The sequence below is a fragment of the Amycolatopsis sp. NPDC006125 genome (assembly GCF_040614195.1).
Classification (GTDB): Bacteria; Actinomycetota; Actinomycetes; order Mycobacteriales; family Pseudonocardiaceae; genus Amycolatopsis_E; species Amycolatopsis_E tucumanensis.
On record NZ_JBEXTZ010000091.1, the window covers coordinates 13,051 to 32,832 of the forward strand.

At 71.1% G+C, this 19,782-nt stretch carries 23 protein-coding genes and 2 riboswitches; of the genes, 8 read left to right on the forward strand and 15 right to left on the reverse strand.

Annotated elements, in window-relative coordinates; translation table 11 throughout:
- Nucleotides 1-68 precede the first annotated feature (68 nt).
- Nucleotides 69-191, reverse strand: a riboswitch (cobalamin riboswitch).
- A gap of 28 nt (nucleotides 192-219) precedes the next feature.
- The 3 genes from ABZ193_RS33805 to ABZ193_RS33815 form a co-directional block, all read right to left on the reverse strand.
- A complete protein-coding gene (locus tag ABZ193_RS33805; protein WP_354712731.1) occupies nucleotides 220-852 on the reverse strand; it encodes an MOSC domain-containing protein in 633 nt (210 codons plus the stop codon).
- Between the two features lie 13 nt (nucleotides 853-865).
- A riboswitch (S-adenosyl-L-homocysteine riboswitch) is annotated at nucleotides 866-941 on the reverse strand.
- Nucleotides 942-960: 19 nt separating this feature from the next.
- Entirely contained in the window at nucleotides 961-1,737 is a 777-nt protein-coding gene (locus ABZ193_RS33810) for a sulfite exporter TauE/SafE family protein (RefSeq protein ID WP_020422694.1), read from the reverse strand.
- Between the two features lie 101 nt (nucleotides 1,738-1,838).
- Nucleotides 1,839-2,660 carry a methyltransferase domain-containing protein gene (locus tag ABZ193_RS33815; RefSeq protein ID WP_354712732.1) on the reverse strand — a complete coding sequence of 274 codons (822 nt, stop codon included), beginning with the start codon at nucleotides 2,658-2,660 and terminating at the stop codon, nucleotides 1,839-1,841.
- Nucleotides 2,661-2,777: 117 nt separating this feature from the next.
- Here ABZ193_RS33815 and ABZ193_RS33820 point away from each other — a divergent pair, with 117 nt between their 5' ends.
- Nucleotides 2,778-3,092, forward strand: a complete 315-nt coding sequence (locus ABZ193_RS33820; RefSeq protein WP_354712733.1) for a DoxX family protein — start codon at nucleotides 2,778-2,780, stop codon at nucleotides 3,090-3,092.
- A 13-nt stretch (nucleotides 3,093-3,105) separates the two neighbouring features.
- Complete coding sequence (locus ABZ193_RS33825; RefSeq protein ID WP_354712734.1) at nucleotides 3,106-3,615, forward strand: CGNR zinc finger domain-containing protein; 510 nt, start codon at nucleotides 3,106-3,108, stop codon at nucleotides 3,613-3,615.
- Here the strand turns inward: ABZ193_RS33825 and ABZ193_RS33830 are convergent, their stop codons facing one another.
- Complete coding sequence (locus ABZ193_RS33830; RefSeq protein WP_354712735.1) at nucleotides 3,616-4,458, reverse strand: LLM class F420-dependent oxidoreductase; 843 nt, start codon at nucleotides 4,456-4,458, stop codon at nucleotides 3,616-3,618.
- Between the two features lie 80 nt (nucleotides 4,459-4,538).
- On the opposite strand from ABZ193_RS33830, the gene ABZ193_RS33835 reads away from it, so the two are divergent.
- From ABZ193_RS33835 to ABZ193_RS33845, 3 genes are read left to right on the forward strand one after another with little or no spacing between them, the layout of a single operon-like run.
- Nucleotides 4,539-5,138: a sulfite oxidase-like oxidoreductase gene (locus ABZ193_RS33835; protein WP_020422699.1), complete on the forward strand. Its 600-nt coding sequence runs from the start codon at nucleotides 4,539-4,541 to the stop codon at nucleotides 5,136-5,138.
- A 1-nt stretch (nucleotide 5,139) separates the two neighbouring features.
- Nucleotides 5,140-5,871, forward strand: coding sequence for a ferredoxin reductase (locus tag ABZ193_RS33840; protein ID WP_354712736.1), 732 nt, complete (start codon nucleotides 5,140-5,142; stop codon nucleotides 5,869-5,871).
- 1 nt (nucleotide 5,872) lies between these two features.
- Complete coding sequence (locus tag ABZ193_RS33845) at nucleotides 5,873-6,142, forward strand: DUF6510 family protein (RefSeq protein ID WP_354712737.1); 270 nt, start codon at nucleotides 5,873-5,875, stop codon at nucleotides 6,140-6,142.
- Between the two features lie 175 nt (nucleotides 6,143-6,317).
- Here the strand turns inward: ABZ193_RS33845 and ABZ193_RS33850 are convergent, their stop codons facing one another.
- The 10 genes from ABZ193_RS33850 to ABZ193_RS33895 form a co-directional block, all read right to left on the reverse strand.
- On the reverse strand, nucleotides 6,318-7,010 hold the full coding sequence (locus tag ABZ193_RS33850; protein ID WP_354712738.1) for a GPR1/FUN34/YaaH family transporter: 693 nt from the start codon (nucleotides 7,008-7,010) through the stop codon (nucleotides 6,318-6,320).
- Between the two features lie 27 nt (nucleotides 7,011-7,037).
- Nucleotides 7,038-8,729 (reverse strand): chaperonin GroEL, encoded by a 1,692-nt coding sequence (gene groL / locus ABZ193_RS33855; protein ID WP_354712739.1) that lies wholly within the window; start codon nucleotides 8,727-8,729, stop codon nucleotides 7,038-7,040.
- Nucleotides 8,730-8,757: 28 nt separating this feature from the next.
- A complete protein-coding gene (locus tag ABZ193_RS33860) occupies nucleotides 8,758-9,783 on the reverse strand; it encodes an NAD(P)-dependent alcohol dehydrogenase (protein ID WP_354712740.1) in 1,026 nt (341 codons plus the stop codon).
- A complete protein-coding gene (locus ABZ193_RS33865; protein ID WP_354712741.1) occupies nucleotides 9,780-10,496 on the reverse strand; it encodes an iron-sulfur cluster assembly protein in 717 nt (238 codons plus the stop codon). Before ABZ193_RS33865 ends, ABZ193_RS33860 begins: the two co-directional genes overlap by 4 nt.
- Entirely contained in the window at nucleotides 10,493-11,530 is a 1,038-nt protein-coding gene (locus ABZ193_RS33870) for an amidohydrolase family protein (RefSeq protein ID WP_237337200.1), read from the reverse strand. The genes ABZ193_RS33865 and ABZ193_RS33870 overlap by 4 nt, the downstream gene beginning before the upstream one ends.
- 33 nt (nucleotides 11,531-11,563) lie before the next feature.
- Complete coding sequence (gene mimD / locus ABZ193_RS33875) at nucleotides 11,564-11,923, reverse strand: propane 2-monooxygenase effector subunit MimD (RefSeq protein ID WP_020422707.1); 360 nt, start codon at nucleotides 11,921-11,923, stop codon at nucleotides 11,564-11,566.
- Nucleotides 11,924-11,931: 8 nt separating this feature from the next.
- The gene (locus ABZ193_RS33880) at nucleotides 11,932-13,101 is read right to left on the reverse strand and encodes a toluene hydroxylase (protein ID WP_237337201.1); all 1,170 of its coding nucleotides are present in this window, start codon (nucleotides 13,099-13,101) and stop codon (nucleotides 11,932-11,934) included.
- A 12-nt stretch (nucleotides 13,102-13,113) separates the two neighbouring features.
- On the reverse strand, nucleotides 13,114-14,154 hold the full coding sequence (locus tag ABZ193_RS33885; protein ID WP_354712742.1) for a 2Fe-2S iron-sulfur cluster binding domain-containing protein: 1,041 nt from the start codon (nucleotides 14,152-14,154) through the stop codon (nucleotides 13,114-13,116).
- A 59-nt stretch (nucleotides 14,155-14,213) separates the two neighbouring features.
- A complete protein-coding gene (locus ABZ193_RS33890) occupies nucleotides 14,214-15,863 on the reverse strand; it encodes a methane monooxygenase (protein ID WP_345074680.1) in 1,650 nt (549 codons plus the stop codon).
- 67 nt (nucleotides 15,864-15,930) lie between these two features.
- Nucleotides 15,931-16,176: a hypothetical protein gene (locus ABZ193_RS33895; protein ID WP_020422711.1), complete on the reverse strand. Its 246-nt coding sequence runs from the start codon at nucleotides 16,174-16,176 to the stop codon at nucleotides 15,931-15,933.
- A gap of 140 nt (nucleotides 16,177-16,316) precedes the next feature.
- Here ABZ193_RS33895 and ABZ193_RS33900 point away from each other — a divergent pair, with 140 nt between their 5' ends.
- Entirely contained in the window at nucleotides 16,317-18,113 is a 1,797-nt protein-coding gene (locus ABZ193_RS33900; protein WP_354712743.1) for a helix-turn-helix domain-containing protein, read from the forward strand.
- A 150-nt stretch (nucleotides 18,114-18,263) separates the two neighbouring features.
- Here the strand turns inward: ABZ193_RS33900 and ABZ193_RS33905 are convergent, their stop codons facing one another.
- Entirely contained in the window at nucleotides 18,264-18,866 is a 603-nt protein-coding gene (locus ABZ193_RS33905; protein WP_354712744.1) for an HAD family hydrolase, read from the reverse strand.
- Nucleotides 18,867-18,912: 46 nt separating this feature from the next.
- Here ABZ193_RS33905 and ABZ193_RS33910 point away from each other — a divergent pair, with 46 nt between their 5' ends.
- A complete protein-coding gene (locus tag ABZ193_RS33910; RefSeq protein ID WP_237340275.1) occupies nucleotides 18,913-19,212 on the forward strand; it encodes a helix-turn-helix transcriptional regulator in 300 nt (99 codons plus the stop codon).
- Nucleotides 19,209-19,679, forward strand: coding sequence for a ribonuclease E activity regulator RraA (gene rraA, locus ABZ193_RS33915; protein WP_354712745.1), 471 nt, complete (start codon nucleotides 19,209-19,211; stop codon nucleotides 19,677-19,679). Before ABZ193_RS33910 ends, rraA begins: the two co-directional genes overlap by 4 nt.
- Nucleotides 19,680-19,782: the final 103 nt, after the last annotated feature.

Below are 19,782 nucleotides of genomic sequence, written 5' to 3' on the forward strand. Positions count from 1 at the left end.
GCCCCTAGCGTCGAGGGCTCATGCGCGGAGCCCGGTCCGGCGGTCTCCCCCGTGGCGGGGGTGCCAGCAGGTCTTCGGACTCGGGGTCGTCCGGGCGGAACGCCTTCCCGGACCGCGTGGTCCAGTGGCCGTTGTCCCGCCCGTCGCCGCTCACCGCTGCGCGTCAGTTCCGGATTCGCACCGGATTCCCTGGCCCCTCGCGGGGCACGACTGGCGGGCTCACGCTACCACGACGACCTCGTCCCCGACCCCGACCGTGCCGGGTTCCACAGTGGACCCGTAGACGCCGAGGCACACGTCGTGCTCACGCGCGATGCGGCGCAGGACGGCCGGGTCGCGCCGGCCGGTGCGCGGATCGACGTTGACGACGACGCAGCGCCGGTCGCGGCGGTCGACCCGGATGCGGGTGGCGCCGATGCGGAGCGTGCGGCCGATCCAGTCCTCCTCGGGCACGTCGGTGTCGACGAGGAGGTTGGGGCGGAAGCGCAGCGGCTCGGCGCCGGCACTGCGGGTGGTGATCAGGGACAACGGCGCGCTGTCGAAGGTGCCGCGGTCCAGTTTCTGGACGCTCGCGGCGCCGAGCTCCGCCGCGAGCGCGGGATCGGTGACGTCGTGCAGGCGGCCGTCCGGGGTGCGGACCTGGGACTCGCCGACGACCTGGTAGCGGACCAGGTCGTTGCGCCTGCGGATGGTGAGCCAGGGGAAGCCGTTCGCCTCCTGGCCCGGCCGGACGAACGCCCAGCGCCGGTCACCGTCGAGGCCGTGCCAGGAGACGGCGGCCTCGTCCAGCGGTTGCGCGGCCATGGACTTGACCGGGTAGCGGAAGATCGCGGCGAGGTGTCCGACGAGCATCTGCGCCTCCTCGGGTGAGAAGGCGCCCTTGCTGCAGGAGACGGTGCCGAGCGTGGCGGGCCGGGCCCGTCGCAGCGCCCCTCGGCACCGCCCGCGAAGGTAGCACTTCTAGTTCCAGGCCTGCCAGGCCAGCGTGACGGCCAGGCCCATGCCCGCCAGCGCGATCGCGACCCGGAGTGGCGCCGCGGGCAGGCGGCGGACCACCGCGGGCCCCACGAAGGATCCGGCGACCAGACCGAGGCACAGGGCCGCCGCCGCGGGCCAGAGCACCGAGCCGGTGAACGCGAACACCACGGCGGCCACCAGGTTGGCCGCACCGGTGACGATGTTCTTCGCCGCGTTCGTCCTGGCCAGCGGCTGCGCCCAGGCCGCGGACAGCAGCGCCAGCATGATCACCCCGGCCGCCGCGCCGAAGTAGCCGCCGTAGATCGCGACCAGGAACGCGCCCGTGGCGGTGCCCGCGGTCAGCCCGCCGTCACCACGGCCGGCGCGTTCGGCCAGGCGCGGGGAGAACAGCAGGAGAATCGACGCGCCGCCGATCAGGAACGGGACGATGTAGGCGAACGTGCCCTCCGGAGTGAGCAGCAGCAGCGCGCTGCCCGCCGCGCCGCCGACCGCCGTGATCGCGCACAGCCGCAGCAACCGGGCGCGCTGCCCGCGCAACTCGGGACGCGAACCGGCCGCCGAGCCGACCGTGTTGCCCATCAACGCGACGGTGTTGGTCACGTTCGCGGTGACCGGCGGCACACCGATCGCCAGCAGCGCCGGGTAGGACACCAGCGACGCGAGCCCCGCGATCGAACCGGTCAGGCCCGCCCCGACCCCGGCCACCACGAGGAACAGCAGTTGCCACGGGCCGAGGGTGAGCAGCGGTTCAGCGGGCACGTTGCGCCAATTTACCGCAGGAGCAATCGTTTTCCGGCCGTGCGAGACGAACCCCACTCCTCCACTGTGGAATCAGAGTGCGCTGTCCAGAAGGGACTCCGTCACGGCCGGCGCGCGGTGACGAGCCAGGCAGCCGCGCCCAGCAGCACGCCGTCGGGCGTCTCGTGCGGGACGAGGGCCTCGGTCAGCGCGGCGACCGCCCGCTCGACCGTTTCCGCCGGGTACCGCTCGAAGATCGTCCGCAGCATCGCGCCGCGGCGCAGGAAATCGGCCGCCGACGTGGCGTCGGCGCCGAGCCGGACCGGCGCCCGCACGTCGTCCACGGCGATCCCGGTCAGCCCCGCGCCGGTCAGCAGCTCGCGCAGGTAGCCCGGCTGGGCGAACGAGAACGGGCCGGGGCCGGGCGGGACGGCGTCGGCGGTGTCGACGTGCGGGGCGACCGCGTCCAGCGCCAGCACCCGGTGCTCGTTCTCGCGCACGTCCTGCCAGCACAGGAACGCCAGCCGCCCGCCGGGCCGCAGCGCCCGCGCGACGTTGGTGAAGGCGGCGAGCGGGTCGTCGAAGAACATCACGCCGAACCGGCTGAGCGCGAGGTCGAACGAGGCCGCACCGAAGTCGTGGACCTGCACGTCGGTCTGCTCGAACCGCACCCCCTCGAGCCCGGCGGCACGCTCCCGCGCCACGGCGAGCATCGGGCCGGACAGGTCCGCGCCGAGGACGGTCGCGCCCCGCCCGGCCGCGAGCAGCGTGGTGGTGCCGCAGCCGCAGCCGATGTCGAGGACCCGCTCGCCCGGCTCGATGCGGGCGGCGTCGAGGAGGTGCGGGGTCAGGTGCGCGAGCATCGCGTCGTAGTGCTCGGCGTGGTCGGCCCAGTAGCGGCCGGTGTCGCCGTTCCAGTCGCGTGCCTCGTCCTCGTTGGCCATGCGGTCACGTTAGCCCGCGCCGCCTCGTCCGGTGGGTGATACGGAAGGAGGCGTGTCACGTGAACGTCGTGTTGTGGATCTGCCAGGGGCTGCTCGCGGCGCTGTTCCTGGTGTCCGGTGTCCGGACTGCTCAAGTCCACCCAGTCGAAGCAGCGGATGCTCGACACCGGCCAGACCGGGGTGGTGTTCTTCCCGCTGCCCGTCATCCGGGTGGTCGCCGCCGCGGAGCTGGCCGCGGTGCTCGGGCTGATCCTGCCCGGTGCGACCGGGATCGCGCCCGTGCTCACGCCCGCCGCCGCGATCGGGCTCGCCGTCGTGATGGCCGGGGCGGCGATCAGCCATGCGAAGCTGCGCGAGTACCGCACGAGCGCGGTCAACCTGCTGGTGCTGGCGGTCTGCGTGTTCGTAGCGGTGGGGCGGCCGGCGGGGTAGGTAACCTGCCGGTATGGCCTACTCGCGCCCCGCCGCGCCGGACGATCTGCGTCCGCTCGAGGTGTTCGGCAACTCGGCGCGCTTCCTCTACGGCGAGGACCACTTCGGCACGCCCGGGTCGGCCCGCGACTGGCTGGCCGAGCACCGGCTGGGCGAGCTGACCCTGGACGAGCGGGATCTGGCGCGCCTGGTCCGGTTCCGCGAGACGCTGCGCGACCACCTGGACGGCGTGGACGTGGCGGCCGAGCTGAACGCCTTCGCGGCCGCGACCGTCGCCGGGCCGCGCTGGCCCGGTCCCGCGCTGGCCCCGGCGGGCGAGGGCGTCGACGGCCTCATCGCGCGGCTGCTCGACGTGCTGTTCCGCGCCGCGGTGACAGGCCGGGCGCGGCGGCTGAAGCCGTGCCGAGCGCCGGAGTGCCGGTGGCTGTTCTACGACCGCTCCCCGGCCGGCAACAGCGTCTGGTGCAGCATGGACATCTGCGGGGCGCGGCACAAGATGCGGGCCTACCGGTCCCGCGCCTGATCAGCCCAGCCGCAGCCGCTCCCCCAGCTTCGCGATGTAGGCCGCCACCTGGCCGGCATCCCGGTCCGGCAGCCCGAACAGCACCTCGGTCACCCCGAGCGACCGCCAGTGCGCGACCACCTCCTCGTCCGGCCGCCCGGCGAGCGCGACCACCCGCGGCTCGCCCGCCCGGCCCGCGTCCTGCCAGATCTTGCGCAGCAGCCGCACCTTGTCGTCCAGCTCGTGGTCCCGGGGCGTGGTCAGCCAGCCGTCGGCGGAGCGCGCGATCCAGGCGAACGTCCGCTCGGTGCCGCCCGCGCCGATCACCACCGGCACCTCGCCGACCGGTTTCGGCCACGCCCAGGACGGGCCGAACCGGACGTGGGCGCCCTCGTAGGCGGCCTCCTCGTCGGTCCACAGCGCCCGCATCGCCTCCAGATACTCGCGCACCACCGTGCGCCGCTGCCCCGCCGGGACGCCGTGGTCGGTCAGCTCGTCGACGTTCCACCCGAACCCGGCGCCGAGCACCACCCGGCCGCCGGACAGGTGGTCGAGCGAGGCGATCGTCTTGGCCAGGGTGATCGGGTCGTGCTCGGCGGGCAACGCGACCGCGGTCGACAGGGTGATCCGCGTCGTCACCGAGGCCGCTGTGGCCAGGGCGACCCACGGGTCCAGGGTGCGCAGGTACCGGTCGTCGGGCAGCTCGGCGGTGCCGGTGCCCGGGTGCGCCGCCTCCCGCCGGACCGGGATGTGCGTGTGCTCCGGCACCGCGAACGAGTCGAACCCGGCGTCCTCGGCCGCCTTCGCCGCCGCGGCCGGCGTGATCCCGCGGTCACTGGTGAACAACACGACCCCGAACCGCACAGCGGCCTCCCGTCTCCGGCGACTAGAACACGTTCTAGTAAAGCACGGCTTAGACTCGCGGGACGAGGAAGGGGAAGCAGATGGGGATTGTGACTCCCGGGTTCCAGGGCCGGGCGCGATCGGCGGACGAGAAGCTGCCGCCGGGGCAGTACCTGGTGGAGGACTTCCCCGTCCTCTCCGCCGGGCCGACGCCCCGGGTGCGGCTGGAGAACTGGCGCTTCACGGTCACCACCGAGACCGGGCAGAAGCACGAGTGGACGTGGGCGGACCTCAAGGCGCTGCCGTCGGAGACGCCGACGGTGGACATCCACTGCGTGACGCGGTGGTCGAAGTTCGGCACCACCTGGCGCGGCGTCTCGCTGGACACCCTGCTGGAGGACGTGGACACGGCCGCCGACTACGTGATGGTCGAGTCGCACGGCGGGTACACGACGAACCTGCCGCTGGAGGACCTGCTCGACGGCCAGGCGTGGATCGCCTACGAGTTCGAGGGCGAGGACCTGCCCGCCGAGCACGGCGGCCCGGCCCGGCTGCTGGTGCCGCACCTGTACTTCTGGAAGTCGGCGAAGTGGGTCAAGGGCCTGCGGCTGATGCTCGACGACGACCTGGGCTTCTGGGAGGCCGCGGGCTACCACAGCTACGGCGACCCGTGGCGCGAGCAGCGCTACCAGGGGGACTGACGTGGTCCAGGGGAAGCTGGCGTGGCGAGTCGGACGGCTCGCCGAGGTGCGGGACGAGACGCCCACCGCGCGCACCCTCGTGCTGGACGTGCCCGGCTGGCCGGGGCACCTGGCCGGTCAGCACGTCGACGTCCGGCTCACCGCCGAGGACGGCTACAGCACCACGCGCACGTACTCGATCGCGGCGCCCGCCGACGGCGAGCGCGTCGAGATCACCGTGCAGCGGGTGCCCGGCGGCGAGGTGTCGCCGTTCCTGACCGAGGTGTTCACGCCCGGCGACCCCGTCGAGCTGCGCGGCCCGGTGGGCGGGTGGTTCGTGTGGCGGCCGGCGTCACCCGATCCGGTGCTGCTGGTCGCGGGCGGCGCCGGGATCGTGCCGCTGATGGCGATGATCCGCGCCCGGCGCCAGGCAGGCAGCCGGGCGCCGTTCAAGCTGCTGTACTCGGTGCGCACCCCGGAGGACGTGTACTACGCCGGCGAGCTGCGCCGCCCGGAGGCCGGGCTGGACGTCACGTTCGTCTACACGCGCAAGGGCCCGGCGGACTGGCCGGGCGAGCCGCACCGGATCGGGGTGGCCGACGTCAACACCGCGGGCTGGCCCGCGGAGTTCGGGCCGCAGTGCTACGTGTGCGGGCCAACCGGGTTCGTCGAGGCGGTGGCCAACGTGCTCGTCGCGCTCGGCCACGATCCGCGGCGCGTCAAGACCGAACGCTTCGGGCCCAGCGGGAGCTGACATGAGCGAGCCCTTCGAAGACGGCAACGCCCTGGCCGGCCCGGCCGGCGAGATCTTCGCCGTGGACATCACCGCCGCGATGACCCGCTGCGTGACCTGCGGCCGCGTCGACGCGGTCGCGTCGCTGCGCGTCTACCGGCACGCGCCGGGCCTGGTGGCCCGCTGCGCCGGCTGCGACGCCGTGGTGCTGAAGCTGGTGCGCGGCCCGGAGTCGGCGTGGCTGGACCTCACCGGGACGTCCAGCCTGCGCGTGCCGCTGCCCGGAGCCTGACGGGACCGGCAAACACCCCACCCGGACCGGCAAACACCCCACCCGGACGGGCAAACACACCGGCTGGGGCGGCGTGTTTGCCCGTGGGGGCGGCGTGTTTGCCCATCTGCCGTTGCGGTGTGGGCGCGTGTGCCGGGAGTCGCGGCCGGCTCCCGGCGCACGCTCGCGTCCGCCGTCAGGACAGCAGCGGCCTGCCCAGCGGCGGGAAGGGTTCGCGAGCCCCCATCGCGGTGAGCCCGACGTTCACGAAGGCGTAGAACCCGAGCGCGGCGAACGCCAGGACCACGTACCCGGAGAACTCGAACAGCGTCGCGTCGCCAACGTGCAGCGCCGTCGCGGCCAGCGCCAGCGCGGCCACCACGAGCCCGACGATCAGCGGGTAGACCGCCGGCAGCCGCAGGCACGGCACCAGGAGGAACACGAACAGGCACGCCCAGCAGATGAAGAACATCTCCTGCGTCTGGACCGCCACCTCGGGCAGCAGCCCGAACCAGTTGTGCGTCAGGCCGAGCAGCAACCCGCCCAGGCTCAGCCAGAACCCGGCGAACGTGCCGGTGATGCCGGCGACCATCGTCTGCCCCAGCAGCAGCGCCCACACCGTGGAGATGACCAGGCCGACGCCGGTCGCGAACAGCACGATGGGCAGCACCGCGCCGAGCGCGGCCAGCGGGAGCATCACCCCGGTCAGCGCGATGCCCAGTGCCAGCGACCCGACCGCGAAGATCGGCAGGGCCAGGATCAGCGGATCACCGCCCGCGCCGACCACGACGCTCGCCGGGTGGCCGGGCGATTCGACGATCGCCCGCAGGTCCTGGACGTGGGGAACGGTTTCCGGATGGACGTTGGTGCTCTGCGTTGTCTCTGACATGACGTTCCACCTCACGGGCACGGGAGATCAGCCCACCGACGGGCCCATCCCGAGCGACTGCGGCGTAGAGGAATCGGGCGAGGGCTGGTGCAGCCCCTCGTCCAGCGGACCGAACTCGGTCATCAGCGCGGGGCTGCCGCCCCACGGGGTCTGCTCCTCGGCGACCAGCGAGTTGGTCGTGAGCAGCAGCCCGGCCACCGACGCGCCGTTCTGCAGCGCCGAGCGGCACACCCGCAAGGGATCGATGATCCCCATCTCGATCATGTTGCCGTAGCGGTCGAGCAGCGCGTCGAACCCCTCGTCCTCGCCCAGGTCACGCGTGCGCGCCACCACCTCGTCGGCCGGGTAGCCGGCGTTGGCCGCGATCAGCCGCGCCGGTTCGGCCAGCGCCCGCCGCACGATCTCCGCCCCGGTGGCGTAGTCGCCGGCCAGGCCGGTGTCGGCCAGCACCTTCTCGGCGTGCAGCAACGCCGCCCCGCCACCGGCGACGATGCCCTCCGCCATGGCCGCCCTGGTCGCGGACAACGCGTCCTCGACCCGGTGCTGCAACTCCTTCAGCTCGGCCGGGGTGGCCGCGCCGACGTGGATCATCGCGACCTTCCCGGTCAGCGCGCCGATGCGTTCGGTCAGGACGTCCTCGTCCACGCCGAACTGGGCGCGCTCCAGCTCCGCGCGCAGCTGGGTGACGCGGAACTCGACGTCGTCGGCCGAGCCCGCCCCGTCGACGACGGTCGTCTTGTTCTCGGTCACCCGCACCTGCCGGGCCCGCCCGAGGTGCTCCAGCGTCATCGTCTCCAGCGTGAACCCGGAGTGCCGGGACAGCACCGCGCCCCCGACGACCGCGGCGAGGTCCTCCAGCTTGTGCAACCGCCGGTCGCCGAAGCCGGGCGCCCGGATCGCGCACGCCTGGAACGTGCCGTTGACGTGGTTGTGCACCAGCATGCTCAGCGCGGTGCCCTCGACCGTCTCGGCGATCACCACCAGCGGCCGCGGCGCGCGCATCACCTTGTCCAGCAACGGCATCAGCTGCTGCACCTTGGTGATCTTCTCGCTGCACATCAGGATGTAGGGGTCGTCGAGCACGGCCTCCAGCCGGCCCGGGTCGGTGACCAGGTACGGCGAGAGGTAGCCGTTGTCGAACTCGAAACCCTCCACGAAGTCGACGGTCATCCCGATCCGCGGGGCCTCCTCGACGGTGACCACACCGGTGTCGCCGACGGTGTGCAGCGCCTTGGCGATGACCGCGCCGACCGCGTCGTCGTCGTTGGCGGAGATGGCCGCGACCCGGGCGTAGTCGTGCTCGGTGACCACCGGGTGCGCGACCTTCTCCAGGTGGTCGACGAGGCGGCCGACGGCGTGGTCGATGCCGCGCTTGACCAGCACCGGGTTGCCGCCGCGCCCGATCGCCGCCATGCCCTCCCGCACGATGGCCTGGGCGAGCACCGTCGCCGTGGTGGTCCCGTCGCCCACCACGTCGTTGGTCTTGATCGCGGCTTCCTTGACCAGCTGCGCGCCCATGTTCTCGAACTGGTTCTTCAGGTGGATCTCCCTGGCGATCGTGACGCCGTCGTTGGTGACCACCGGCGAACCGGTGATCTTCTCGATGATCACGTTGCGCCCCTTGGGACCCAGCGTGGACTTCACGGCCTCGGCCAGCTTGTCCACACCGGACAGCAGCAGGCCGCGGGCATCCGCGCCGAACCGCAGTTCCTTCGCCATCGTTTCGTCACTCCTCCGCTGCGAGTGGTCAGGGGGTGAGGATCGCCCGGCCCCGCACGCGGCCGGCGTCCAGATCGGCCAGCGCGTCGAGTGCCGCGTCCAGCGGGTACTTCTTCGTGTGCAGCGTGACCTTCCCGGCCTGCGCCAGCACCATCAGCTCCACCAGGTCGTTGTAGGTGCCGACCAGGTTGCCGATCACGTTGCGCTCGGTGGAGATGATGTCGATCGTCGGGATGTCGATGTTGCCGCCGTAGCCGATGACGAAGTGCGAGCCGCCCCGCCGGGTCATCGCGAAGGCGTCCTGCTGGGCGCCCTGCTCGGCGACGAAGTCGAGCACGACCTCGGCGCCGTTGCCGCCGGTCAGGTCCAGCACCGCGTCGACCTGCTTGCCGTCGGCCAGCACCGTGTGGTCCGCGCCGAGCTCGGCCGCGAGCTCGAGCGCCTCGGCGTTGCGGTCGACGACCACCACGGTGGCCGCGGTTAGCGCGCGCAGCGACTGGATGCCGATGTGCCCGAGCCCGCCGGCGCCGTTGACGACGCACACCGTGCCGGGGTACAGCTGCGGCACCGCCTTGCGCACCGCGTGGTAGGCGGTGATCCCGGCGTCCGCGAGCGCCGCGACGTCGGCGGGCTGCGTGCTGGGGTCGAGCTTGATGCACGCCCGCGCCGAGGTGAGCAGGTACTCGGCCATCCCGCCGTCGGAGTCGATGCCGGGGAAGACCGAGTTCTCGCAGTGCATGTCGTTGCCCGCGCGGCAGGCGTGGCACAGCCCGCAGGTCGGCGTCGGGTGCAGGATCACCGTGTCGCCGACCGCCACGTTGGTCACGCCCGGCCCGATCTCGTGCACCCAGCCCGCGTTCTCGTGCCCGATCGTGTAGGGCAGCGTGACGCCCGACTTCTCCGCCCACTGCTCCTCGATGATGTGCAGATCGGTCCGGCACACACCCGCGCCGCCGATCTTCACCACGACGTCGAAGGGTTCCTTCGCCTGCGGTTCCGGAACGTCTTCGATCACCGGCTGCTGGTGGTAGGCGTGCAGCCGCACCGCTTTCATCGTGCGCCCTCCTGTTCTCCGATGTGCGGGTACCGCACGCGCAGCATGTCCCGGCAGACCCCGGAGTTGGCCTCCTGACCGGCCCGCGTCAGCCGCGCGAATCCCAGGTGCCGCGCCGCGTCCGACGGCGGCACCGCCTCGCCGGTCTCCGGGTCGACCAGCAGCGGGTCGCCGTCCCCGCATGGCAGCCCGAGTTCCCGGCGCCTGGCCCGGAGCCGTTCCCGGTCCGGGCCCGCGGGCACCTCGCCCAGCGTCATCCGCGCCAGCCGGTCACCGTCCACACCGGACTTCCGCAGCGCCCGGCAGACCCGGTCGGTGCCGGCGAGCACCGCCTTGCGGACGAAGGTGGCCCGCAGCTCGTCGAGCTCGTTCACCGCCTCGCCCGCGAACGAGGCGACGAACCCGGCCCGTGCCGCGACGCCCCGGTTGATCGTCTCGGCCGCGAAGTGGTCGACCAGCCGGACCTCGACGCTCGTGACGCCGGGCACCGCGGACACGGCGTCGTAGGCGTCGGCGACCATGAGGAACGCGAAGTTCGGCGCGCAGAAGTAGGTCGGCAACCGCAGTTCGACGGCCGCCCGTCCGCCGTCCACCGCGCACCGCGCGACGAACCCGAGGTCGGTGAGCGGTTCGTCCAGCTCGGGGTCGCGGACCGTGCCCAGCGCCTGCCACACCGCGGCGTGGCAGGCGCGGACCTCCTCCAGCGCGGTCACGGGTTCGGCACGCCGACGGGCTCGACCACCTTCGGCGCCTCGAGCCGCAGCTCCTCGGGCACGTCGATGTCGTAGAGCCGGGCGGCGTTCAGCCCGAGGATCTTCTTCTTCTGTTCCACCGTCAGCGGCGCGAAGTCGGACAACTCCTCGTCGGCCGGCATCTGCCAGTCGACGAATCCTTCGACCTGCCACTTCGGCTCCCAGATCGCGTAGTCCGCGCCGAAGATCAGCTTGTCCTCGCCGAGCCAGAACATCAGCTCGCCCATCACCTTCGCGAAGAACTTCGGCCGGGCGTGCATGAGCCCGCCGACGACGACCGCGAGGCCGGCGTAGACGTTGCGCTCCTGCGTGGCCATGAAGCAGAAGTCCTCGATGCGCGGCAGTCCGACGTGCTCGACGATGAAGTTGAGCCCCTGGAAGCTGGTCGCGGCGCGGTCCACATCGGACATGTCGAACGCGTCCTTGTCCAGCGGCCAGATCGTCGGGCCCTTGTGCACGTGGACGTTCCTGACGCCCAGCTCCTCGCACTTCTCCAGGTAGCGGAACGCCTCCGGGTCCTTCAGGCTCCAGCCGCGGGAGTCGCCCAGCCACTCGGCGGTGTAGAGCTTGACGCCCTTGCAGCCGTAGCGCTTGACCCGCTCCTCGAACGCCTTCATGCCCGCGTCGCCCTCACGCGGGTCGAAGTAGGTGTTGACGAGGAACTTGCCCGGGTGCTTCTCGGCCAGCGCCCCGTCGGCTTCGGTCGTGTTGAACCCGTTGCGGTACCACTGCCGCAGGTTCGTCGGCTGGAAGATCGCGACGTCGACGTGCCCGGCCTCGAACAGGTCGTGCATCATCAGTTCCTCGGAGTACTTCTGGAACCGGTCGATCGGCCAGTGGGTGTCGGCCGGGCCGAGGCCCTGGTAGGCGTGGAAGCACTCGATCCAGCCCTTGGCGTACTCCTCCTGCCCCTCGACCCAGTTCTCCGGGCTGGCGTCCCAGAAGTGGGTGTGCCCGTCGACCACGAAGTACTTCTCGCCGTCCTTTTCGTACATTCTCCTGCCCTCACTCCGTTGTGGTGGTCGGCGTCAGCGGATCGGTTTGAGGTCGAAGTCGAGGTACTCGGCCGCGTCCTCGGGGTTGGCGAACATGATCGTGCGATCGTCCAGGTGCACCATCCGCCCGTAGTGGGTGGACATGCTCTCCTCGAACTCGGCGGAGTTGAACCAGCCCTCCTCCTCGCCGGCGGCCTCGTCGATCTCGCTGTAGACCACGTCCATCCGGTTCTTCGCGTCCACGCGGATCATCGACGGCAAGTGGGTGATCCGCACGTTGTCCTTGGTCCCCATCACCTCGGCCACGATCACGCCGACCTGGTTGTTCATCAAGGTGAAGCCGCACATGTTGGACGCGGTGTTGTCGGACTTGAACGGGCTCTCGGCGCGCACTTGGGTAGTCACTGGGCCAGCTCCTTCGGTGCTTGCAGACGCAGGTCGGACAGGATGCCGCCGAAGCGGCTCTTCACGCGGTCGAGTCCGTCCTCGAAGCGGGACGGTTTGGCGTCGGGCTGCGACCACAGCGGCTGCAGCGTCCTGGCCGCGGTGACGCAGCGCGGCACCCAGGTGCTCAGCCAGTCCTGCATGATCTTCGTGTTGTGCTCGGCGAACTCGCGGTCGCCGACCAGCAGCTCGAACATGGCGCGCGTGTAGCGCAGGTCGCGTTCGGCGTAGTCGTACTCCTCGGCCCCGATCAGGGTCGGGGTCACGAAGTCGCCGTTGGCCGGCGCCGCCTGCTGCACCAGGTTGCTGCGGAACAGCTCCCCCACCAGCGGTTCGAACACGATGTTGGCGGCGAAGACGGCCTCGCACCAGTCGTCGATCGCGGTCAGCTGCTCGGCGACCTCCCGCACGCCCTGCCAGGCCGGGTCGTCGTTCCACGTCGCCAGGTGCGCGGCGCCGTCGAAGCCCTCGATCTCCTCGGTGAGGGTGAGGTTGTACAGCGCCAGGTCCTGCGCGGCCCGGATCTTGTGCATGCTGTTGACCGAGATCGCGTTGTTGTGCATGTTCGTCGGGGCGCGCCGGTTGGCGTTGGCGAACAGGTACAGGCCCAGCCCGTGGTCGACGTGCATCCACGCCCCGACGTGCTGCGCCACGAACTGGGTCCAGTTGCGGTTCCACTGGTCGAAGGCGTTCGACTGGCGGGCGGCCTCGATGTTCTGGTTGAGCTGGCGCACCACGTTGGCGTTGTAGCGGTAGAGCGTGAGCTCCCACTCCTCGTTCGGGTCGCGGAACTCGTGCCAGCCCAGCGCGGGCCAGTCGTAGCCCTTGCCGCCCGAGCCCGGCCCGCGTTCCGGCACCGGCCGGTCCGAGCCCCACGCCTTGAGCACGGTCCATTCGAGCGGGTAGCCGCCACGCCCGTCGGCGAACGCGTACAGCCAGCCCTGCGCCAGGTAGTGCCGCGGGTCGGGCTGCACCTCGACGGTGACGTCCTCGTAGTGGCTCTGCTTCCGCTTCGCCGGGTTGAAGTAGTTGAACCGGCGCGCCCCGGAGTCCGGGAAGACCTTGGCGCCCGCTTCGGCGTCGGTGAAGACGGGCTTGGGCACGCTGCGTTCCTGCGTCGCTGTCATCGGCTTGTTCCTTCACTCGTCGCCGGTGGTGGTGAACTTGTCGTAGAAGATCCGCTTGTCCGCGACCCCGAGCGCGGGCAGCAGTTCCAGGGCCGCCTCGACCATCGGCGGCGGACCGCACACGTAGGCGTCGGCGCCGGCGAGATCCGTCTCCCGGCGGCGCACGACGTCGGTGATCAGCCCGGTCTCGCCGTCCCAGTCGTCGTCGCCGGGCTCGGACAGCGCGGGCACGTAGGTGAACGCGGGCAGGGTCTGCTCCAGCTCGTGGAGCTCCGCCTCGAAGCAGAGGTCCTGCTTGCGGCGGGCGCCGTAGTAGAACGTGGTCCGGCGCGCCGCCACCTCGCCGCCGCGGGCGGCCATCGACCGCAGCAGCGACAGGATGGGCGCCATGCCGGCCCCGCCGCCGACGAACACCAGTGGCGCGCCGGGCGCGTCCCGCAGGGTGAACACCCCGAACGGCCCGGTCACCTCGAGCCGGTCACCGACCGCGACACCGGTGTCCAGGAACTGGGAGAACAGGCCGCCGGGGTAGATCTTGACCACGAACTCCAGGTGCCCGTCGGCAGGCAGGCCGGCCATGGAGAACGAGCGCGTCTGGTCCGTGCCGGGCACCGCGAAGTCCAGGTACTGGCCGGGGAAGTACTTGAGCGTGGCCGGTTCGACCAGCTTCAGCACGAGGTGACGCATGTCGTGCGTGACCGGCTCGTTGGCCACAACCTCGGCCACCGCGGTCCGGATCGGCAGTCCGGAGTGGATCATCTCCTCGTCGTAGTTGAGCAGTTCGATGGTCAGGTCCTCGTACGCGTGCGCCCGGCACAGCAGCGTGAACCCTTCCTCCTTCTCGAAGTCCGGCAGCGCGAACGTGGAGTACCTCTCGTGCTCCACGTCGTCGCCGTCGAGGATGAACGACTTGCACGAGGCGCACTGCCCCTCCTTGCAGCCGTGCATGAGCATCACGCCCTGTTCGGCGGCGGCGCGGAGGATCGTCTGGTCCTCGTCGACCTCGATCTCGATCCCCACCGGCTCGAAGCGCACCACGTGCTTGTCGCCCATCGACACCCCTTCGTGTCCCGGCGCGCGGGCCCCGGTGCGCCCGGGGCCCGCAGCGGGCGTCAGTTCGCCGGCGCCGGCCGCCCGGCCGGTCCCTGGCGGTTGTAGTCGGCGATGAAGGCCGACCGCTCGTCGTCGGTCATCTGGTTGAGCAGCACGTTGGGGCTCTGCACCTCCGGCATGCGCCGCAGGTGGTCCAGCGTCCACATCTTCTTCGGGTCGAGGTCCAGGTGCGGCTGCGCGACCATCGTCTTGCCGTCGTCGCGCACGAAGCCCATGTCGGAGACGACGTCGGCCCAGTTCCAGCCGTGGTAGAGGGTCTCCCACTCGCGGGCGCCGACCAGCTGGCCCATGTTCGGCGTCTGCCTGCCCTGGTAGACCGGGCGGAACGCCTCGGCGTCGGTCCACCGGCACGGCTCCGAGCAGTAGGTGCGCCACTGCCCGTCCACCTTGTCGATCACGGTGTCCTCGCGGATGAGGCACGGCACCATGCACGTCCAGCACCGGTGCGGGTACACGTAGTCGACGTCCTCGGCGACGATCGGGTGGTGCCCGTTCGGCACGGACAACCGGTTGTAGTTCTCCCACCACTTCCCGTACTTGTCGTACCAGCCGGGGTACTTGTGCTCGAACCACTCGAAGTCCTCGTCGGTCATCGGGTCGATGCGCCAGTAGTTGGCGAGCCACCCGGTGGCGAAGAACTGCGCGACCTCGTGCACGTAACCCTTGTTCCAGATGCGGTTCCAGGCCTCCTCGATCAGGTCGTGCGGGATGACCAGGCCGTACTTCTCCAGCGGCACGAGGTAGCTGCGGTAGTAGTCGTCGTAGATCCAGCGCCGCCACATCTCGGCGTAGGACTCGCGGTCCTTGCGGCGGTCCTTGGTGCCGTACTCGATGAACGTGCCGATCGCCGCGTCCACCACGGCGTGGTTGTTCCACCAGGCGTAGCGCAGGTCGCGTTCGAGCAGCTGGTGGTTGCTCTCGTCGGACAGCGCCATCAGCAGCGTGGCGTAACCGTTGCTGATGTGCCGGGACTCGTCGGACTGCACCGAGTGGAAGACGGTCGGCAGCAGGTAGTCGCCGTTGGCCGCAGCCTCCGCCGGCATGGCCACGAACAGCGTGTTGGTGAACGCGGTCTCGGCGACGATCGTCAGGTAGATGCTCGCGGCGGTGATGGCGTCACCGGTGATGAAGCCTTCCGCGAACTGGCGGCCGATCGTGCCGCAGTAATCGTTCTGGAAGTTGCGCAGGCTCGAGTTGAAGCCGGCCGGGTCGATGTAGTTGTTCATGTACAGGCGCTTGAGGTTCTGCTGGATCGTCGAGTGCCGGACCTCGTCGATCATCTGGATCGCCTGGCCGTTGTGCAGCTCGGGGTTCGGCACGGTGCGGAACAGCAGCGGCATCGCGCGCGCCGCGGAGATCTCCGGCAGCGGGATGATGCTCAGGAACAACTTCTGCCACTCCAGCCAGCGTTCCTGGACCTGGCGGAACATGTTGCCGCGGATCGCGCCGTCCTCGGCGCCGTACACGCGGTGGTCCTTCTCCTCCTGCATCGGGAAATAGGACCGCAGGACCTGCTTGAGCGGATCCTTCTTCTTCGCCTTGCGGAACGTGTAGTCCGTCCCGTACTGCGACACCGGCTCGTGGTAGGCCGGTTCCCAGGACAGTTCCTGGATCTTCTGGTGGGCTCTCGCCACACTTTGGCGGCTCATGATCACTCCTAGGTGGGCACAAGTCCTACACCGTCTATTGGAGGCCGGGCGCCCGCGCGTGCGGGTCTCAATATGAGACAGGCGGTTCAGGTTCGCCGAAGACGGATCGGCGCAGCTCGGCGAGGTGGTCGTGCACCGCGGCCTTCTGCCGGGCGTCGCCCTCGGCCTCCGGCGTGATGCCGAGGGCGCGCAGCAGTTCCGCCGCCGGGTCGCCCGGGTGCCCGTCCCCGAGGGTGGGGTGCAGGCCCTGGTCGACGAGGTGGTGGAACACGACGTTCACGACCGTCCACGGGTTGTACGTTTCCTCGGGCATGCACCCATCCCACGCCCGGCCGGCACGGGGGCGTGTCTCAATTTGAGACGCGGTGCGACCGACCGGGCGGCTACCTTGTGACCCAGGACACAACGGCGGTGTCCGGACTACCCTGTGCGGGGCAGCGGCAGGAGGTCAGAGTGGACCACGACCGGGGCGGCGCGGTGCTCGACGACGTCAAGCTGGCGCGCACCCGGTTGCGGTTCCTGACGGCCGAAGCGGTCGAGCCCGGGCAGGTCCGCGAGGCGATCCTCGCGTCCTGGTGGCGCTCCCGCGAGTTCCAGGTGCCCGCGGACCGCATCGACCTGCCCTACACCGGCGACCAGAACCTGGACACTCCGCTGATCCGCGGCGCGCAACCGGTGCTGGAACGGCTGGGCGACCAGCTCGACGGCCAGCCGATCAGCATGATCCTCACCGACCAGTCCGGCGTCGTGCTCACGCAGCGCACCGGCGACCACGACCTGCACCGGCACCTGCAGAGCGTGGAGCTGGCGCCCGGGTTCAGCTACGGCGAGAAGTTCGTCGGCACCAACGGGATCGGCACCGCGCTCGCCGACGGGCGGCCGACGCAGGTGTTCGGGCACGAGCACTACGCGGAGAACCTGGAGAACCTGGCGTGCGCGGGCGTGCCGATCCAGCACCCGATTTCCGGCAAGACGATCGGCGCCGTGGACCTGACCTGCTGGCGCAAGGACGCCGGCGGGCTGCTCGTCGCGCTCGCCAGGTCGACCGCCGAGCAGATCCGGCAGGCGCTGCTCACCCACAGCACCATGCGCGAGCTGGTGCTGTTCCAGACCTACCTGCAGGCCTGCCGCCGCACCACCGGGATCGTGATCGCGTTCAACGACGACGTGGTGATGATGAACGACGCCGCCCGCCAGCTCCTCGACCCGGCCGACCAGTCGCTCGTGCTCGGGCACGCCAAGCAGGCGCTGTCCGCGGCCCGGCGCGCCACCGAGACGATCGTGTTGTCCAGCGGCGGCAAGGTGCGGATGTACTGCCGTCGTGTGGCGGGCGAGCGGACCGGCGAGATCGCCGGCGGGGTGCTGTCGGTGCAGCTGGTCGACACCGACGGGGGCGCGGGCGTCACACTGCCCGCCGTGCCGATGTTCCTGCCCGGCGTGGCCGGGTCGGCGCCGACGTGGTCGCGCAGCTGCCACGCCGTCGACAGCAGCTTCGTCCGCGGCGAGTGGCTGGTGCTGGCAGGCGAGCCCGGGGTCGGGAAGCACACGCTGGCGCAGGGCGTGCACCGGCGGCGCAACCCGGCCGGGCGGCTGCACACGCTCGACGCGGCCGAGGCCGGACCGGGCTGGGCCGGGGACGTGCGGCACGAGCTGCTCGACGACCCGGTGGACACGCTGGTGATCCGGCATGCCGACCGGCTGGGCGACGAGGACGTGCGCGCGCTGGTCGCCGTGCTGCGGCAGGTGCCGCGGCCGGACGGGCCGTGGGTGGCGCTGACGCTGACGCCGGAGGCCGAGAGCAGCCCGCGGCTGGCGGAGCTGCTCGCGTTCTTCCCGCGGACGGTCGGGGTGCCGTCGCTGCGGCGGCACGTGGAGGACCTGGCCGAGCTGGTGCCGCTGTTCCTCAGCAAGCTGTCGCACGGCGGGCAGATCACGTGCTCACCGGAGGCGATGCACCTGTTGATGCGGGCGTCATGGCCGGGCAACACGGCGCAGCTGCACCAGGTGCTGCGGGAAATCACCCAGCGGCGCCGCACTGGGACCATCCGGCCGAACGACCTGCCGGCCGAGTACCACACCATCGCCCGGCGCCCGCTGAACCGTTTCGAGGCGGTGGAACGCGACGCGATCGTGCGCAGCCTGGAGGACGCGGGCGGCAACAAGGCCCGCGCGGCGCAACTGCTGGGCATCTCCCGCGCGACGATCTACCGGAAGATCCACGAGTACGGGATCGTCACGCCGGTGCACTGACGCCGGCGCGGTGGGTTTGCCGTTCTGGGCGGTGTGTTTGCTGTCTGGGTGGTGTGTTGGCGTTCCGAGTGCGGGCCAGCCACCCGGCACCAAGGCGCCCACTCCGGGCGCCTTGTTCACCACGCAGCCGTGTTCTCTCCCCAGGCGACGTCACGCGGTGCGCAGGCTCCGCGCCCAGTCGGCGAGATCCGTGACCGTCCAATCCGGACTCGCGTGTGCGGGCAGCGGGCGGCGGCCGTCGCGGGTGACGAAGGCCGTGCGCATTCCCGCGGCCTGCGCGCCGGCGATGTCCCAGTCGTGCGCGGCGACCATCACCGGCGGCTCGCCGGCGTGTTCGACCAGTGCGTAGGCCGCCGGGGACGGCTTGAGCGCGCCCGCCGCCTCGGCCGAGTAGATCGCGTCGAAACCGAGGTCCGCGAGTTGCGCCTCGATCACCGCCTGCGGCGAGTTCCCCAGCGCCACCAGCCGGTGCCCCTGGTCGCGCAGCTCGGCCAGCGCGGGCTCCACATCGGGGTGCGGCGGCAGGGATCGCAGCGTCGCGGCCAGCCGTGGCACGTCCGCGTCGGGCGCGACGGCGCGTGCGCAGGCGCCGGCGAGCTGCGCGAAGTCCTGGTACCGGCCGCTCGCGGTGACCACCAGCGCGGTGTGGATGAGCAGGTCGAACCACCGCGTGCGAACCTCCTCGCCGCCGAGGACGTCGTCCAGCGGCGCGAGGTCGAGCAAGGTTTCGTTGATGTCGAAGACCATGAGCATGCCCGGCAAGGTACTATCACCTTCGTACCTACGACAAGGGGACGCGATGGACCTCGATCTCGGCACCGTGCTGTCGGCGCTGGCCGACCGGCACCGGCGCGGGGTGGTCGTCGACCTGCTGGACCGGCCGGACGGCGAGCACGCGTGCGCCTCGTTCGACCTGCCCGTCGCCAAGTCGACCCGCACCCACCACTGGCGGGTGCTGCGGCAGGCCGGGCTCATCCACCAGCGCGACGCGGGCAACGGCAGCTTCGTGCGCCTGCGCCGGGACGAGATCCACCAGCGGTTCCCCGGCCTGCTGGACTCCATCCGGCAGGCCCACCACGACGAAAGGCGATCCGAGTGACCTCCTCCACCGCCGACCTGGTCGACGAGCACGGCGACAAGCTCCGGGTGTGCGACACGCAGTTCCGCCAGTTCGGCGGGCAGCGGGTGTTCTCCGGCCGGGTCCGGACCGTCTCGTGCTACCAGGACAACGGCCTGGTCAAGCAGGTGCTCGCCACGCCGGGCGAGGGCGCGGTGCTGGTGGTCGACGGGCGCGGCTCGCTGCACACCGCGCTCACCGGCGACCTCATCGCGGGCTCGGCGGTCGAGAACGGCTGGGCCGGCCTGGTGATCAACGGCGCGGTGCGGGACAGCGCAATGCTCGCCGGGCTGCCGATCGGCATCAAGGCCCTGGGCACCAACCCGCGCAAGAGCAGCAAGGCGGGCAACGGCGCGGTCGACGTGCCGGTCGGCTTCGGCGGGGTCACCTTCCACCCCGGCGACATGCTCTACGCCGACGACGACGGCATCGTGCTGCTGGAGAGCTGAGCGTGGGGCGGGCCCTGAGTGTGTTTCAGTCGCCGAGCAGTCGTGTCAAGGCGGGAAAGAGTACCTTGACACGCCTGATCGGCGACTAAAAGCAGGCTGTGGA